This window comes from Mucilaginibacter aurantiaciroseus (assembly GCF_024055595.1).
Taxonomy (GTDB): domain Bacteria; phylum Bacteroidota; class Bacteroidia; order Sphingobacteriales; family Sphingobacteriaceae; genus Mucilaginibacter; species Mucilaginibacter aurantiaciroseus.
Genome location: NZ_JAMXOF010000002.1, coordinates 511,731 through 528,143 on the forward strand (window position 1 = coordinate 511,731; position 16,413 = coordinate 528,143).

A 16,413-nucleotide genomic window follows, 5' to 3' on the forward strand; every position below is an offset into this window, starting at 1 on the left:
AACATTTCAACTTTGCAACATTTCAACCTTTTCAACAACTAAAAAATCAAGTAGACTATGTCTTACAAAAAGGATAATAAAATTAAGAGTAATTTCACCACAATTACCATCAGTTTAGCTTCTCCGGAATCTATCCTTGAGCGTTCAAGCGGTGAGGTTTTAAAACCTGAGACCATTAACTACCGTACCTACAAACCCGAGCGTGACGGTTTGTTCTGCGAGCGTATTTTCGGTCCGGTTAAAGATTACGAATGCCACTGTGGTAAATACAAACGTATCCGTTACAAGGGTATAGTGTGTGACCGTTGTGGTGTTGAAGTAACTGAGAAAAAGGTACGCCGCGAACGTATGGGCCACATCAACTTAGTGGTGCCTGTTGCGCACATCTGGTACTTCCGCTCGTTGCCAAATAAAATTGGTTACCTGTTGGGCTTACCTACCAAAAGGTTAGACCTTATCATTTACTACGAAAGATATGTAGTTATTCAGCCTGGTGTTAAAGAATCTGACGGTATCTCTAAAATGGATTTCCTGACAGAAGAAGAATACCTGGATATATTGGATACCTTACCAAAAGAAAACCAATACCTGGATGATAAAGATCCACAAAAATTTGTGGCTAAAATGGGTGCCGAAGCATTAGAAGAATTGTTGCGCCGCATCAATTTGGATGAGCTTTCATACAACCTACGCCACCAGGCAGCTAACGAAACTTCACAACAACGTAAAAACGAAGCGTTAAAACGCTTACAGGTTGTTGAGGCTTTCCGTGGTGCGGCTACAAGGATAGAGAATAACCCATCTTGGATGATTGTTAAGATCGTACCGGTTATACCTCCAGAATTGCGCCCGTTAGTACCATTGGAAGGTGGCCGTTTCGCTACTTCCGACTTAAACGATTTATACCGCCGTGTAATTATCCGTAACAACCGTTTAAAACGTTTGATCGAGATCAAAGCACCGGAAGTTATATTACGTAACGAAAAACGTATGTTACAGGAAGCTGTAGATTCGTTATTTGACAACTCACGTAAAGTTAACGCGGTTAAAACTGAAGGTAACCGTGCCCTTAAATCACTTTCAGACATCCTGAAAGGTAAACAAGGTCGTTTCCGTCAAAATTTACTTGGTAAACGTGTGGATTACTCGGCACGTTCGGTAATTGTTGTAGGCCCTAACTTGAAACTGCACGAGTGTGGTTTGCCAAAAGATATGGCTGCTGAGTTATTCAAACCATTTATCATTCGTAAGATGATAGAACGTGGTGTGGTTAAAACAGTAAAATCTGCAAAGAAAATTGTTGACCGTAAAGACCCATTAGTTTGGGATATTTTGGAAAACGTATTAAAAGGCCACCCTGTATTATTAAACCGTGCGCCTACGCTGCACAGGTTGGGTATCCAGGCTTTCCAACCAAAACTGGTAGAAGGTAAGGCTATACAATTGCACCCGTTAACCTGTACCGCCTTCAACGCGGATTTTGACGGTGACCAGATGGCTGTGCACGTACCACTTGGTAACGCAGCAATTTTGGAAGCCCAGGTATTAATGCTTGCATCACACAATATCTTAAACCCTGCTAACGGTACGCCTATTACAGTACCTTCGCAAGACATGGTGCTTGGTTTGTACTACATAACCAAAGGCCGTAAAACTGACGAAGGACGTGTTGTAAAAGGGCAAGACCTTACTTTCTATTCTTCCGAAGAGGTAATTATCGCTTATAACGAAAGAAAGATAGATCTGCACGCCTTTATCAAGGTTAAAGGAAAAATTAAAGACCGCGATGGTATCATCGTATCTAAAATAATTGAAACTACTGTAGGCCGTGTGTTATTTAACCAGCACGTGCCCGAAGAAGTAGGTTACATTAACGAATTATTGACCAAAAAATCATTACGTGATATTATTGGCGAGGTTGTTAAAATAACCGGTATGGCACGCGCTGCCCAGTTCCTTGATGATATTAAGGAGTTAGGTTTCCGTATGGCATTCCAGGGTGGTTTATCATTTAACTTGAAGGATATTAATATCCCTGAAGAAAAAGTGACTTTAATTGCCCAGGCTTCTAAAGAAGTAGAAGATGTTATGGGTAACTATAACATGGGTTTTATCACCAACAACGAGCGTTACAACCAAATCATCGATATCTGGACACGTATCAATAACCGCTTAACCGCGAATGTGATGAACATCCTTTCGAATGATAACCAAGGGTTCAACTCGGTGTACATGATGCTTGACTCTGGTGCACGTGGTTCTAAAGAGCAGATCCGTCAGCTTGCAGGTATGCGTGGTTTGATGGCTAAGCCTCAAAAATCAGGTTCGGGTGGTGAGATCATCGAAAACCCGATCTTATCTAACTTTAAAGAAGGATTATCGGTATTAGAGTACTTCATCTCTACCCACGGTGCGCGTAAAGGTTTGGCAGATACAGCGTTAAAAACTGCGGATGCTGGTTACTTAACCCGTAGGTTGCATGATGTTGCACAAGACATGATCGTTGGTGAGGTTGATTGTGGTACCCTGCGTGGTATTTACACAACTGCATTAAAAGATAACGAGGATGTTGTTGAGCCTTTATATGACCGTATCTTAGGCCGTACCACACTACATGATGTACACGACCCTATCACTAACGAATTATTGATCAAAGCAGGTGAGGACATCACCGAAGAGATCGCTAAAAAAGTAGAGAACTCACCTTTAGAAGGTGTTGAGATCCGTTCGGTATTAACATGCGAAAGCAAACGCGGTGTGTGTGCTTTATGTTATGGCCGTAACCTTGCAAGCGGTAAACGCGTGCAAATGGGCGAGGCTGTAGGTGTAATTGCTGCACAATCAATCGGTGAACCGGGTACACAGTTAACATTACGTACATTCCACGTGGGTGGTACCGCATCTAACATCGCGGCCGAGTCTCAGATCAATGCTAAATTTGATGGCGTTATTGAGTTTGAGAACGTACGTACAGTAGAATACAAAACAGAAGAAGGTATAGTTGACGTGGTATTGGGTCGTTCAGGCGAGTTCCGTATCATCGAGGCCGGTACAAATAAAGTAATTGTTACCAACAACATCCCATACGGTTCATACCTGTATGTTAAGGATGGCGCTAACATTACCAAAGGCGACCGTATATGTTCATGGGATCCGTACAATGCGGTAATTATCTCTGAATTTGCCGGTATCACTACATTTGAGGCAGTATTGGAAGGTATCACATTCCGCGAGGAAAGTGATGAGCAGACTGGTCACCGCGAGAAAGTGATCATCGATACCAGGGATAAAACTAAAAACCCTGTTATACAGATAGCTGATACAAAAGGTAATATCATTAAAGGTTATAACATCCCGGTAGGTGCCCACATTTCTGTTGAAGAAGGTGAGAAACTACAAACCGGGCAAGTTATTGCCAAGATTCCTCGTTCAACCGGTAAAACGCGAGATATTACAGGTGGTTTGCCACGTGTAACCGAGTTATTCGAAGCACGTAACCCATCTAACCCGGCCGTAGTAACCGAGATTGATGGTGTGGTAACTTTAGGTGGTGTTAAACGTGGTAACCGCGAAATGACTATCGAAAGTAAAGACGGCCAGGTTAAAAAATACCTTGTGCCATTGTCTAAACACATCCTTGTACAGGATAACGACTTTGTTAAAGCAGGTATGCCATTGTCTGATGGTTCTATCTCTCCAGCAGATATCCTTGCAATTAAAGGCCCGGCTGCAGTACAAGAGTATCTTGTTAACGGTATCCAGGAAGTTTACCGCTTACAGGGTGTGAAAATTAACGATAAGCACTTTGAGGTGATCGTTCACCAAATGATGCAGAAGGTTGCCATTGAAGATGCCGGCGATACCCGTTTCCTTGAAAGGGAAGCAGTTGACAGCTGGGATTTCATGACCGAAAATGATGAGATGTTTGACAAGAAAGTTGTTGTTGAGCCGGGTGATTCAGCATCGTTAAAAGCTGGTCAGATCATATCATTGAGGAAACTAAGGGACGAAAACTCTATCTTGAGACGTAAAGATTTAGCTTTGGTTGAAGTTAGGGATGCTATTGCAGCAACTTCGAGCCCGATGTTACAAGGTATCACAAGAGCATCATTAGGTACCAAATCGTTCATTTCAGCGGCATCGTTCCAGGAAACTACCAAAGTACTGAACGAAGCAGCCATAGCAGGTAAGAAAGACTTAATGCTTGGCCTGAAAGAAAACGTTATTGTTGGTCACTTAATTCCGTCAGGAACCGGTTTACGCGAATACGAAAATATCCGTGTAGGTTCTCAGGAAGAGTTTGATCGCCTGATGGCTTCAAAAACTGAGGAAGTGGAAGCTTAATCAGATTTTTTTAAATACTTTTGCAAAGCCTTCTGTGAAAACGGGAGGCTTTGCTATTTTTATACCATTATGGAAGAACAAAGCGAAAACCAGATCAACATTGAGCTTACCGAAGAGGTAGCCGAAGGTGTATATGCCAACCTGGCCATTATAACCCATTCCAGTTCGGAATTTGTGCTCGATTTTATCCGTGTAATGCCCGGTGTACCAAAGGCGAAAGTAAAATCGCGCATCATACTTACGCCCGAGCACGCAAAACGTTTGTTAGCCGCTTTAGAAGATAATTTAGAAAAGTTTGAGGCAGCTAATGGTCGCATCAAAATCCAGAACGAACCAACTGGTTTCCCGATGAACTTTGGCGGAACAATGGGGCAGGCGTAGTACGGAAGTTAATAGATCATAGTTAAAAGTTCATAGTGTTTTGAACACTATCATGAGATGATTTATCGACTATTAATCCTATCCACAGGTGACCTACACTTCATGGTATCAATTTTTTACTATGAACTATGAACCATCAACTATTAACTAAAATGCATAAATACGATAAAATATATATTGCCGGGCACCGGGGGATGGTGGGTTCTGCCATTATGCGGAAACTGCAGGCCGAGGGGTTTACAAACTTTGTAACCCGTACCTCAGCCGAACTCGACCTGCGCGACCAGCCTGCTGTAGCCGCTTTTTTTGAACAGGAAAAACCCGATTACGTTTTTTTGGCGGCAGCCAAAGTAGGGGGCATTGTTGCCAATAATACCTACCGTGCGGAGTTTTTATATGATAACCTGCAGATCCAAAATAACATCATTAATTCGGCCCATCTAAATAACGTCACAAAACTGATGTTTTTGGGCTCGAGCTGTATCTATCCAAAACTGGCGCCACAACCCCTGCATGAAGATGCATTGTTAACGGGTTTGCTTGAACCAACCAACGAGCCATACGCGATTGCCAAAATAGCCGGTATTAAAATGTGCGATGCCTACCGCGCGCAATACGGTAGTAACTTTATATCGGTTATGCCAACCAATTTATATGGGTATAACGATAACTATCATCCGCAAAATTCGCACGTGTTGCCGGCATTGATCCGCAGGTTTCATGAAGCTAAAGAGGCTGGCACGCCCGAGGTTGTTATTTGGGGAAGCGGCTCGCCGTTACGCGAGTTTTTATTTGCAGATGACCTGGCCGGGGCATGTTACCACCTGATGCAAAACTTTGACGAAGCCGGTTTCATCAACATCGGCAGCGGTAAAGAGATAACCATAAAAGACCTTGCCCTGCTTATCAAAAAAATAGTTGGCTACCAAGGTGAGTTAACCTTTGATAGCAGTAAGCCCGATGGCACGCCACGCAAACTAATGGATGTATCAAAACTGGCGGAAAAAGGCTGGACTTATAAGACAGAGTTAGAAGAAGGTATCAAACTTGCATACCAGGATTTTTTGGTGAAACATGTAGAGCGCTAATAGGTTAATTACATCAAACCTCACAACACATTATGAGTAAAACAATCGTTTTTGGTGCTTCCGGACAGTTGGGGCAATGTTTTAAAAAGCTTGTCATAGAAAAAGGTTTAGATTTTTTCATTTTCCCCGAAGAAGGCGAAGCCAATATATTGGATGTTGAAGGCTTGGAGAAGCTGTTTGCAGCACATCAACCCGATTACGCCATAAATTGCGCTGCATACACTGCTGTAGATAAAGCCGAAGACGATGCCGAAACCGCCGCTAAAGTAAATGTAACTGGGGTAGAAAACCTGGCAAGATTATGCAGCAAATACGATGTTACGCTTATTCATACCTCTACCGATTTTGTATTTAAAGGCGATAGATCGTCCCCGTTAAAAGAAAACAGCGAAGCAAAGCCTGTTAGCGTTTACGGCCAAACTAAACTGGATGGCGAGCGTGTTATTCCGCATTTGCTTGATAAGTATTTCACCATACGTACGGGTTGGTTATATTCTGAATTTGCCAACAACTTTGTAAAAACCATGCTTAAGCTTGGCGCCGAACGAGAGGAACTTAAGGTAATTGCAGACCAGGCAGGAACACCTACGTACGCTATCGATCTGGCGGAGACTGTGATACATATTATTCAGTCGGACAGCACTGCTTACGGCATTTACCATTACAGTAACGAAGGCATTGCCTCTTGGTACGATTTCGCGAAAGCGATCTTCGAACTATCGGGCAGCGATGTAAAAGTAATACCCGTGCCAACCAGCGAATACAAGACCCGCGCGGTAAGGCCGGCCTACTCGGTAATGGATAAAACGAAAGTGAAACAAACATTTGGCCTGCAAATTCCGTATTGGAGAGAAAGCCTTGCAATTTGCATCGGCAGGCTTAAACAACAAAATTAATTAGAGACTTTTAACAATCTTACGATACGTAAAGTTGATAGGAAATCACTAATTCAATAACTCACTATGCCGATAACTATCGGGACAAAATATCACTAATTAAAAATGAAAGGTATCATATTAGCAGGCGGATCGGGCACAAGGCTTTACCCTATAACTAAGGCCATAAGTAAGCAGTTGATGCCTATTTATGATAAGCCGATGATTTACTACCCGCTCTCGGTTTTAATGCTGGCCGGTATAAACGAAATCCTGATCATCACCACTGCCGAGGATAACCCTGGTTTTGTGCGCCTTTTAGGTACCGGGGAGGAGATTGGCTGCCGCTTCGAGTATGCCATACAGGAAACCCCGAACGGGCTTGCCCAGGCTTTTGTTATTGGCGAGCAATTTATTGGCGATGATAAGGTTGCGTTGGTTTTGGGCGATAATATTTTCTACGGATCAGGCTTTAGTAAGCTGATCCAAAGCTTTAATGATGTAAATGGCGCGGCTATATTTGCCTATCCGGTAGCGGATCCGGAGCGTTATGGGGTAGTAGAATTTGATAAAGACAACATCGCCATATCTATCGAAGAAAAACCGCTGAAACCAAAATCGAAATTTGCTGTTCCGGGATTGTATTTTTACGATAATAGTGTTGTAGAAATAGCTAAAAATATTGACCCATCGCCACGTGGCGAGTACGAGATAACCGACGTAAACCGTGTTTACCTGGAGCAGGGCAACCTGCATGTAGGTGTAATGGATAGGGGCACAGCATGGCTTGATACAGGTACATTCGACTCGTTAAGCGATGCCACCGAATTTGTGCGCGTGATTGAAAAACGCCAGGCTAAAAAGATAGGTTGTATCGAAGAAGTAGCCTACCTAATGGGTTACATAAATGCCGAACAATTACAGGTATTGGCCAACAAGTATATTAAAAGCGGATATGGCCAATATTTACAACAGCTGATCTGATATTTTTTAAATCAGCTGTTGTAATAATTTGTTGCGCTATAGCCTTGGGTGCTTAGCTTGTGAAAAGCGTAGCATCGCTTAAGGATTTATCGATCATGTTTTTGGTGATTTGACAAATTTTATCAGCATCATCGCCACCCATACCGGTAGGAGAACACCAATTCATTGTCGCAACATTTACCACGGTACCAGAACTAGCAGTTTTTTTAAATACAATAAAAGTTGCTAACCCATTTTTTTGAGGTCCGCCTGTAGCAAAATCGAACCCGAGAAGTTCAACTTTATTAAATTGAAGAACTTTATTATCAATTACCGGTATTTCTGATGAGCCTGGCAGAATAGTCTTTACCACAGGGGCACCATCTACCTCGTATGACGGAAGCTTAATAATATCACCGTTTTTCAAATTTAAGCCTTCAAATAATGGTGAACTTGCGTTAGTAACTTTAAAACCGTTCCATCTATTTGGCAGTTGATTTGCATATCCCCCACCGTTCCAATCTGCACCGATACTTTGTGTTATAGGTAATTTTAAAATTTCGTCGGACCAGTGTATAGTTGAGTAAACAGAGTTTCCTATAGGGTCATAAGTCGCATCCTTTGTGCAAATCATTAATGTTTTGTTTTGTGCATACCTTACTTGCCACCACATCGTATTACCGGATAATACCAACATGTTTTTACCAGATGCAACAAACTTATCTGCATTGATCCTCGCTTTTCGCGTCCAATATTCACTATGCCCTATAATTATTAATGTTTTTGAATTTGCAATTACATTGTAGTCTTCAAGATCGGTATCAACAATATAATTTATTGAGTACGACTGCATATTAGCCCATTTTGTAAAACCGGTAGTGTAATCAACCGGAAACTGAAAATATCTTTCAAATGATGCTACGGTTGATCTATCTGAAGGGGTAGGGCCGTAAAGAGACTTGCCGCCACAAATATTGTAGGCATTGTCTGTGTTCATAGGATAAACAACTGTCAAATCAGTGTTTTTAATTTTGCTTTTACAAATTATAGTAATTTTTTCATGAACATTATGACCAGTTAATATTTTGTAAACCCCGCTTTTTAAATTTACCGGTAAAGTAAAAGTTGTGGTTTCATTAAAAAATAAACCGCTTTTCCATGGCTTTATGTTATTAATACTTTGCCTTTCTATGGATGTTGAAAAGCTATATACTTGTTTCCCTGCAATATCAGTTAAAATAATAAGTTTACTTTCACTTTTAGGGCCAGTAAGGTACAGGATTACATCGTCGCCCGGATAATATGAAGTTTTATCACTATATCCATAAGTCAGTAACGAAAAATATCCAGGAAGTATTGCTATAGCAGGGCCCAGCTCAGTTGCACCGTATAGCTCCAGATCATACACAGTAGGCGGTATAACGGGTGGGATAGTTCCGTTTGTAGTTAGTATAGTAGTACTTGGTTTTAAATCAGATTTTTTGCAGCCAACAAGCACAAGAAAAACTGACAAAGAACCAAGAAAGGCTCTTCTGTTAATAGTAGGGGGTGTCATTAATTTATTATATTTATTACACTGCTAAGATATATAATAGTCAAGTCATTAGAAAGCAAGATTTCTTTAAACTATCAAAAATAAGTATCAAGTTAATTCAATGTTCTAGCAATGTTAACATCATGTTAGGGATGGTCCAAATTATATCTTTATCTTTACGGAACCAGGTTAGTTGCCTTTTGGCGAAGCGGCGGGTGTTTTGTTTGATCCTATCGATTGCCGTGTCCATATCGGTTTTGCCATCAAAAAAGTCAAATAGTTCTGAATAACCCACTGTATTTAGCGCATTATATTGGCGAAACCGCTTAAGAGCGGCTACTTCTTCTAACAAGCCATCTTTCACCATAAGATCCACGCGGCGGTTTATCCTTTCGTATAATTGTTCGCGGGGCATATCCAACCCAAACTTAATGATATTGAAAGGGCGTTTATGTAATTTAGCTGTACGAAATGATGATATTGGATTGCCTGTAGCTTCAAACACCTCCAGCGCTCTTATAACCCGTTGTGGGTTGCTGATATCTACTTCGGCATAATATGCTGGGTCAGCTTTTTTTAATCGTTCCTGGAGGGCTGCAATGCCGTTTGTGGTAAGTTCGGTATTGAGGCGGTCGCGAATATCAGGTTCAGCGGTTGGCAATTCATCAAAGCCTTCTGTAATGGCACGGATATATAAGCCTGAGCCGCCTGCCATAATAACGACATCATGCTTTTCGAAAAGCTCCGTTAATAATTTCATTCCCTCGCGCTCAAAATCGCCGACAGAGAATGGTTCAGTAATACTATGCGAATTAATAAAATAATGTGGGGCTGCTGCTAACTCTTCATCGGTAGGTTTAGCCGTGCCGATAGACATTTCCCGGAAAAATTGCCTGGAGTCAGCAGAAACAACAACTGTATTATAATGCTGCGCCAAACTAATAGCCGCCGCGGTTTTACCCGAGGCCGTAGGGCCGGCAATTACAATAAGGGTTTTATTATTTAAAGGTTCATGGTTCATGGTTGGTAAAATCATGATCGCTGTCATGTTTAATATTTTATTGTTTTACTATGAACCATGAACTACAGGCCATCAACTTATTAATAGTCGTCGCGGCCGGGTTTGTCCTCATCTTCAAATTCGGCATCGTCACCAAAGCCAAATTCGTCTTCTTCTTCCTCGTTGTCAACTTTCTTTTCAACATTATCTTCAACACCGTTATCGGTCACTTCAGAAAACTCGTCGGCATCATCATGGTTGTAGGCCATCTCGTTTAGGAAATCGAAATCGCCGTCAGGTGCCTCAACCGCTTCCACAGCAGGGTTAAATTCATTGCCAAATTGTCTTGGCGCCTCACCAACCGAACGTATAACAGCAGGGTAGGTAACACCAGGTGCGTCGTCAAGGATGATCTTCATCAACTCTACATGGAAATCAAATGGCCTGTCGAAATTGAAGGTATAATAGAATTTTTGATGCGGATCGTCAATAAAACTGCTCAGCTTTATTTTTTCCATCAAAGGGATCTTACGGTCGGTACGTTTTTGGTTTGGCATGTAGGTGATCTCTTCACCCTTCATCCATTGGTCGTTACTGATGTAAAAAGAAGACGGAAAATCAGGGCTGTAACCGGTGCTCTGGTGTATTGCCTTATGAAGATCTTCGAATGTTTGGTTAGATTTTACATCGATATCCCGGGAAACGTCGTCATAATCTTCAAAAGTAACCCTGAACCTGTATAGTGCCATTTTTAAGTAGTTTTTGTAAAAGTAGTAATGATAAATTAATTTTTGTTTGCCACAACTTTCAAGCCAATTTCTTGCCCTTTTGCAATTGTAAAGTTTATTGCAGCTTCGCGCTCGTTTGGTATCTCACCTTCCAGTATCGCTTCGCGGATCTTATTTTTAATGATCCCTACCTCGCGGCCCTCGCCAATACCAAAAAGCTGCATAATATCCAGCCCGGTCACCGGTGGCTGCCAGTTACGGATGTTGTCGCGTTCTTCAACGGCTTTCAACTTTTGTTGTACCAGTTCAAAGTTGTTGCGGTACTTTTTAACCTTATATTCATTTTTGGTGGTGATGTCTGCTTTGCATAGCAGCATTAACGCTTCAATATCATCGCCGGCCTCAAATAGCAACCTGCGCACTGCAGAATCCGTTACAATAGATTGCGACAGTACAATAGGTCGTAAGTGCAGTTGTACCAGCTTTTGTACCAACTTCATTTTTTCGTTAAGCGGCAGTTTCAACTGCGCGAATATCTTGGGAACCATGCGCGCGCCTTTATCCTCATGCCCATGGAACGTCCATCCGTGGCTTGGTTCAAAGCGTTTGGTAGGAGGTTTTGCAATATCATGCAATATAGCCGACCAGCGCAGCCAAAGGTCGTCGGTAGCTTCGCAGATGTTATCAAGCACCTGCAGGGTATGGTAAAAGTTGTCTTTATGTCCTTTCCCGTTTATGATCTCTACGCCGTAAAGCGCAACCATCTGCGGGAAAATGATATTCAGCATCCCGGTATCAAACAGGTAGTTAAAACCTATTGATGGTTTGGGCGACAGGATGATCTTGTTCAGTTCGTCGGTTATGCGTTCCTGCGACACGATCTTTATGCGGTGCAGGTTGCTTTTGATGGCGGATATAGCCTCGACGTCAATTTTAAAATCGAGCTGACTGGCAAAACGGATCGCGCGCATCATCCGCAACGGGTCATCAGAAAAAGTTTCGACCGGATTTAGGGGCGTACGAATGAGTTTTGCCTCCAAATCAGCAATGCCTTCAAATGGGTCTATTAATTCCCCAAATTGTGAACTATGAAGGGCGATTGCGAGTGCATTTATGGTGAAATCGCGACGCTTTTGATCGTCCTCCAAAGTGCCATTTTCAACAATAGGCTTACGCGAATCGGACCGGTAACTTTCCTTACGGGCACCTACAAATTCAACTTCAACATCCTGGTAGCGCAGCATGGCTGTACCAAAATTCTTAAATACAGACACCTTAACATTTAGCTTTGCGGCAACAGCCTCGGCAAACGCTATCCCGTTCCCTAAAATTACAATATCAATGTCTTTAGAAGAGCGTTTAAGGAAAATATCGCGCACGTAACCCCCTATTGCATAGGCCTTTACGTTTTGTTCGGCAGCAAGTTTAGAAATAACAGAAAATACCGGATGTTGCAGGTGTTGTTTCATAAGGATGCTGCGAACAGGCTTGTATAACGCTGCAAATTTAGCGATTATATAAAAATTAACGGCGAATAAATTCGAAACCGCCATTTGGATTCAACCGCATAATGGTTGAAGGCTTCTTAATTTCAGTGCTATATTGTTCAATGTCAACCACATAATCAACACCATCAATAATATCCTGGTCTATTTTTCCAAAATATTCCGGTGATGGCTGACCACTTATATTGGCCGATGTGCTTACCAAAGGTTTGCGTAAACGCTGTATTAGTTGCTGGCAAAATGGGTGACTTGTCACTCTAACGCCAACACTACCATCCTCAGCGATCAAAGCCGAAGAGATGTTCTTGGCCCCCGGCATCACCAGTGTTAATGGGCTTTCGGCATATTCTATCAGGTCGTAAGCAATATCGGGTACTTCGTTGATGTAGGTTTGCAGTTTATTGTCGATATCCAGCAGGATGATCATGCTTTTACTTTCTTCGCGTTGTTTAAGGGCGTAGATTTTTTTAACGGCTTCGGTATTGGTGGCATCGCAGCCAATACCCCATATGGTATCGGTAGGGTATAGGATAATGCCACCATCCTGCACAATTTTTAGTGCCTTGTTTACTTCGTCTTTAAGCATGATTGAGGTGCAAACTTAATGCTTTTATTATTTTTATTTCATCAAGCATTTCCATGCACCTTGGCACACCGTATAATTCGCAGGTATTGCGCACACAGGGCTCACATTCCAGCTTGCCGTAACGAATAACTTGCAGGTTCTGTTTGTTGTAAGGCGCGGTGTTGGTTTCATCGCCGGCGCCAAACAATACTACAGTAGGCGCACCAACAGCATTTGCTAAATGTGCCGGACCCGAATCCGTTGTCAAAACAGCTTTGCTGTTGGCCATGGTTTCGGCGAGGTCTTTTAAATTGGTTTTGCCGGCAATGTTTTGTAACCTGTCGGGATTATCAAGTCCAATTAATAAATCATCAATAAAGCCAGCCTCTTTTGGGGAGCCAACAAAAGCAAAGGTAATATCTTTAAAGGTATTGGTTAACGTGTTAATAATATCGCGTCCTTTTTTTAACGGCATCCTGCGCGATGAGGCTTCTGAGTTAAAGTTGATAATAACTGTATCTTTAGTATCAGTAAATTTGTCTAATTTTAAATTAACCTGCCTTTCAGAGATGGTTTTTCCTTCAAATTGTTCTAACAAGTAAACGTACTCATCTACCCGGTGCAGGTTAGCAGGTTTATTAAAAGATCGCGTTAGCAAAAATAGGCCGCCTTCTTTATTAAAACCTATGCGCCGCTTAGCGCCGCTGGCCCAGGCCAGTACAAAAGAGGATAGGGAATGCGGCAGGTTAAAAAAAATGTCGTACCGCTCTGCACGCAAGGTTTTACCAAAGCGATAAACACCGCCAAGGCCATTGTATTCATGTTTTGAGAAGAGATGGATCTTGTTTAAACCGAGGATAAGTGAGGCAATGCCGCCCAGTTCTTTTTTGATAATAACATCGATTGACCCATCGGGATAAAGCTGGCGCACTGCATTGATGAACGCTGTGCTCATAACCACATCCCCAAGCCAGTTGGGCAGGCGAATCAGGATTTTCATGTATAGGCCCCATTAAAATCTCCGCCGGAAGGGGAAACTTTATTTAAAAGCCCTCCCTTCTCGGGAGGGTGGGGAGGGGCTTCTAATCTCATACTTAAACTGCTACGTTATTCTCCCTTAAAGCATCGTTAAGCGATGTCTTTTTATCGGTAGATTCTTTACGCTTGCCAATTATAAGAGCACAAGGCACCTGGTAGTCGCCGGCAGGGAATTTTTTAGTGTACGAGCCGGGTATAACTACCGAACGGGCCGGTACACGGCCTTTATATTCAATTGGCTCGGGGCCGGTTACATCAATAATTTTGGTAGATGCTGTTAAAACCACGTTAGCGCCTAACACAGCTTCGCTTTCCACGTGTACACCCTCAACCACAATAGCACGTGAACCAAGGAAACAGTTATCCTCAATAATTACCGGGGATGCCTGTACCGGCTCTAACACGCCACCAATACCAACACCACCGCTAAGGTGAACATGCTTGCCAATTTGCGCGCATGAACCTACAGTAGCCCAGGTATCAACCATTGTGCCTTCATCAACATAAGCGCCAATGTTTACATACGAGGGCATCATAATAACACCTTTAGCCAGGTATGCACCGTAACGGGCAACACCAAGCGGCACTACGCGCACACCGAGTTCCTTATAATTGGTTTTAAGTTTCATTTTGTCATGAAAGACAAACTGGCCGAATTTAATTTCTTCCATAGTGCGGGTAGGGAAGTATAATATTACAGCTTTTTTGATCCAGTCGTTAGTATGCCAGCGGCTGCCAATCAGTTCGGCAACACGTATCTCACCTTTATCAAGGCGTTCAATAACGGTATTTATGGCATTAATGTAGTCGTTTTCACTTAAAAGGGTGCGGTTATCCCAGGCATCCTCAATCATTTTTTTAAGGTCGATCATTACAGAATTTAAATTTTGTCAAATTAAAGGAATTTTAAGGAGATTTGCTTGATTGTAGTATCAAGATTATAGAGAGCGCCATGGCTGAGAAAGAAAAATTAAGAATTGATAAGTATTTATGGTCTATCCGTGCGTTTAAAACGCGCACTTTAGCATCTGATGCTTGTAAGGCCGGCCGGGTTAAACTGGCGGGTAATAATATTAAACCATCGCACGAGGTAAAGGTGGGCGAAGTGTATACTGTTTCAAAAGGCCCTGATAAACGTGTGCTTAAAGTTACCGGTTTATTGGAAAGCCGCACCGATGCAAAAAACGCCGTAATGTTTTACGAGGATGTGACGCCCGAGGAAGAAACAATCGCATTTAAATCAATGTTCCATGCGCCACTATTAACGCGCGACAGGGGTGCCGGCCGCCCTACAAAGCGCGACCGCCGCGAAATTGACGACCTAAAAGACGATTTTTTTAATTAAATAAAACAATTACATTGTAAATATGTTTTACCCTCGCATACAAACAGGTATTTAGTAAAGTGCTATGTTTTATTGGTGTTTGGCTGTGTTTTATTTTGAAAATGACCTTAATTCATTTGTATTATTTTAATATAATACAACCGCATTTAAGTCGAAGTTGTTTATTTACATTGGTTTAATTAATAAAAAAATCTACTTTTGCGCCGATACCGCACCATACTATGAAAAAAAAAAGCTACTTTAATTTTTTTTTGATATTATCTGTTATTTCTGTTTTGACATCGTGTGTAAGTCGTAAACAAATAGCATATTTTCAAAAAGGCATTGGTCAAATGGATACGATTGCTGTAGCTGAAGCCTACATACCTAAAATCCAGCAGGCTGATATACTTGCCATTAATATTGGTTCTCTTAACCCGATGGCGAGTAGTTTTTTTAATCCATATTCATCACTGCCTATAAGCCCAAATACTGATGTTAATTCGGTAACTCAGATATCCGGATCCAACACAGCCATACAAAACGTAGCCCCAGGTTTTCTTGTTGACCCTTTAGGCAATATTGAATTACCGCTTGTTGGGTCTTTAAAAGTTGTGGGTTTAAATACTTCTGAAGCCAGGGACCTTATAAAAGAACGCCTAAAAACTTACTTAAAAGAACCTACTGTAAATGTTCGGTTTCTTAACTACAAAATATCTGTAATGGGCGAAGTAGCCCGACCATCTGTATATGTTATACCAAATGAGAAAATAACCCTTCCTGAAGCCCTAAGTATGGCAGGAGACCTTACAATTTTTGCCAAGCGAGAAAATATACTAATTATACGCGACAATAATGGGAGGAAAGAATTTGGTACCGTTAATTTAAGTACGCGTGAACTATATACTTCCCCTTATTATTACCTACACACCAACGATGTTGTATATGTAGAACCAGGAAAAGGAAAAATATCACAGTCAGATAAAGTTTATCAGATATTACCTGTGTTATTAAGCGCACTTTCATTCATATCTATCATTTTTGTATACGCACGTCGATAATCTTTTT

The 16,413-nt window shown here is 41.8% G+C and carries 14 protein-coding genes; 7 read left to right on the plus strand and 7 right to left on the minus strand.

The features are described from left to right. The first annotated feature begins 57 nt into the window (after positions 1-57). The 5 genes from rpoC to rfbA all read left to right on the plus strand — a co-directional run bounded on the left by rpoC (position 58) and on the right by rfbA (position 7,672). Complete coding sequence (gene rpoC / locus NAF17_RS10480) at positions 58-4,344, plus strand: DNA-directed RNA polymerase subunit beta' (protein ID WP_252757938.1); 4,287 nt, start codon at positions 58-60, stop codon at positions 4,342-4,344. A 69-nt stretch (positions 4,345-4,413) separates the two neighbouring features. Next, positions 4,414-4,725, plus strand: a complete 312-nt coding sequence (locus NAF17_RS10485; protein WP_252757939.1) for a DUF3467 domain-containing protein — start codon at positions 4,414-4,416, stop codon at positions 4,723-4,725. 152 nt (positions 4,726-4,877) lie between these two features. Continuing rightward, the gene (gene fcl / locus NAF17_RS10490) at positions 4,878-5,813 is read left to right on the plus strand and encodes a GDP-L-fucose synthase (RefSeq protein ID WP_252757940.1); all 936 of its coding nucleotides are present in this window, start codon (positions 4,878-4,880) and stop codon (positions 5,811-5,813) included. 32 nt (positions 5,814-5,845) lie between these two features. After that, a complete protein-coding gene (rfbD, locus tag NAF17_RS10495; RefSeq protein ID WP_252757941.1) occupies positions 5,846-6,709 on the plus strand; it encodes a dTDP-4-dehydrorhamnose reductase in 864 nt (287 codons plus the stop codon). Between the two features lie 105 nt (positions 6,710-6,814). Then, positions 6,815-7,672 (plus strand): glucose-1-phosphate thymidylyltransferase RfbA, encoded by an 858-nt coding sequence (rfbA, locus tag NAF17_RS10500; protein WP_252757942.1) that lies wholly within the window; start codon positions 6,815-6,817, stop codon positions 7,670-7,672. A gap of 52 nt (positions 7,673-7,724) precedes the next feature. On the opposite strand, the gene NAF17_RS10505 is transcribed toward rfbA, so the two are convergent. From NAF17_RS10505 to NAF17_RS10535, 7 genes are all read right to left on the minus strand, one after another. After that, entirely contained in the window at positions 7,725-9,206 is a 1,482-nt protein-coding gene (locus NAF17_RS10505) for a N,N-dimethylformamidase beta subunit family domain-containing protein (RefSeq protein ID WP_252757943.1), read from the minus strand. A 97-nt stretch (positions 9,207-9,303) separates the two neighbouring features. Then, positions 9,304-10,233 (minus strand): tRNA (adenosine(37)-N6)-dimethylallyltransferase MiaA, encoded by a 930-nt coding sequence (gene miaA, locus NAF17_RS10510; RefSeq protein WP_252757944.1) that lies wholly within the window; start codon positions 10,231-10,233, stop codon positions 9,304-9,306. A 53-nt stretch (positions 10,234-10,286) separates the two neighbouring features. Continuing rightward, complete coding sequence (locus tag NAF17_RS10515; RefSeq protein ID WP_252757945.1) at positions 10,287-10,934, minus strand: IS1096 element passenger TnpR family protein; 648 nt, start codon at positions 10,932-10,934, stop codon at positions 10,287-10,289. A gap of 35 nt (positions 10,935-10,969) precedes the next feature. Then, entirely contained in the window at positions 10,970-12,382 is a 1,413-nt protein-coding gene (locus tag NAF17_RS10520) for a CCA tRNA nucleotidyltransferase (protein ID WP_252757946.1), read from the minus strand. A 55-nt stretch (positions 12,383-12,437) separates the two neighbouring features. Beyond that, positions 12,438-13,004, minus strand: coding sequence for an L-threonylcarbamoyladenylate synthase (locus NAF17_RS10525; RefSeq protein WP_252757947.1), 567 nt, complete (start codon positions 13,002-13,004; stop codon positions 12,438-12,440). After that, positions 12,997-13,983 (minus strand): glycosyltransferase family 9 protein, encoded by a 987-nt coding sequence (locus tag NAF17_RS10530; RefSeq protein ID WP_252757948.1) that lies wholly within the window; start codon positions 13,981-13,983, stop codon positions 12,997-12,999. Before NAF17_RS10530 ends, NAF17_RS10525 begins: the two co-directional genes overlap by 8 nt. Positions 13,984-14,077: 94 nt before the next feature. Continuing rightward, on the minus strand, positions 14,078-14,893 hold the full coding sequence (locus tag NAF17_RS10535; RefSeq protein WP_252757949.1) for a 2,3,4,5-tetrahydropyridine-2,6-dicarboxylate N-succinyltransferase: 816 nt from the start codon (positions 14,891-14,893) through the stop codon (positions 14,078-14,080). Positions 14,894-14,973: 80 nt separating this feature from the next. Between NAF17_RS10535 and NAF17_RS10540 the strand changes: the two genes are divergently transcribed. After that, positions 14,974-15,366: an RNA-binding S4 domain-containing protein gene (locus NAF17_RS10540; RefSeq protein ID WP_252757950.1), complete on the plus strand. Its 393-nt coding sequence runs from the start codon at positions 14,974-14,976 to the stop codon at positions 15,364-15,366. A 221-nt stretch (positions 15,367-15,587) separates the two neighbouring features. Continuing rightward, complete coding sequence (locus NAF17_RS10545; RefSeq protein ID WP_252757951.1) at positions 15,588-16,406, plus strand: polysaccharide biosynthesis/export family protein; 819 nt, start codon at positions 15,588-15,590, stop codon at positions 16,404-16,406. Positions 16,407-16,413 lie beyond the last annotated feature (7 nt).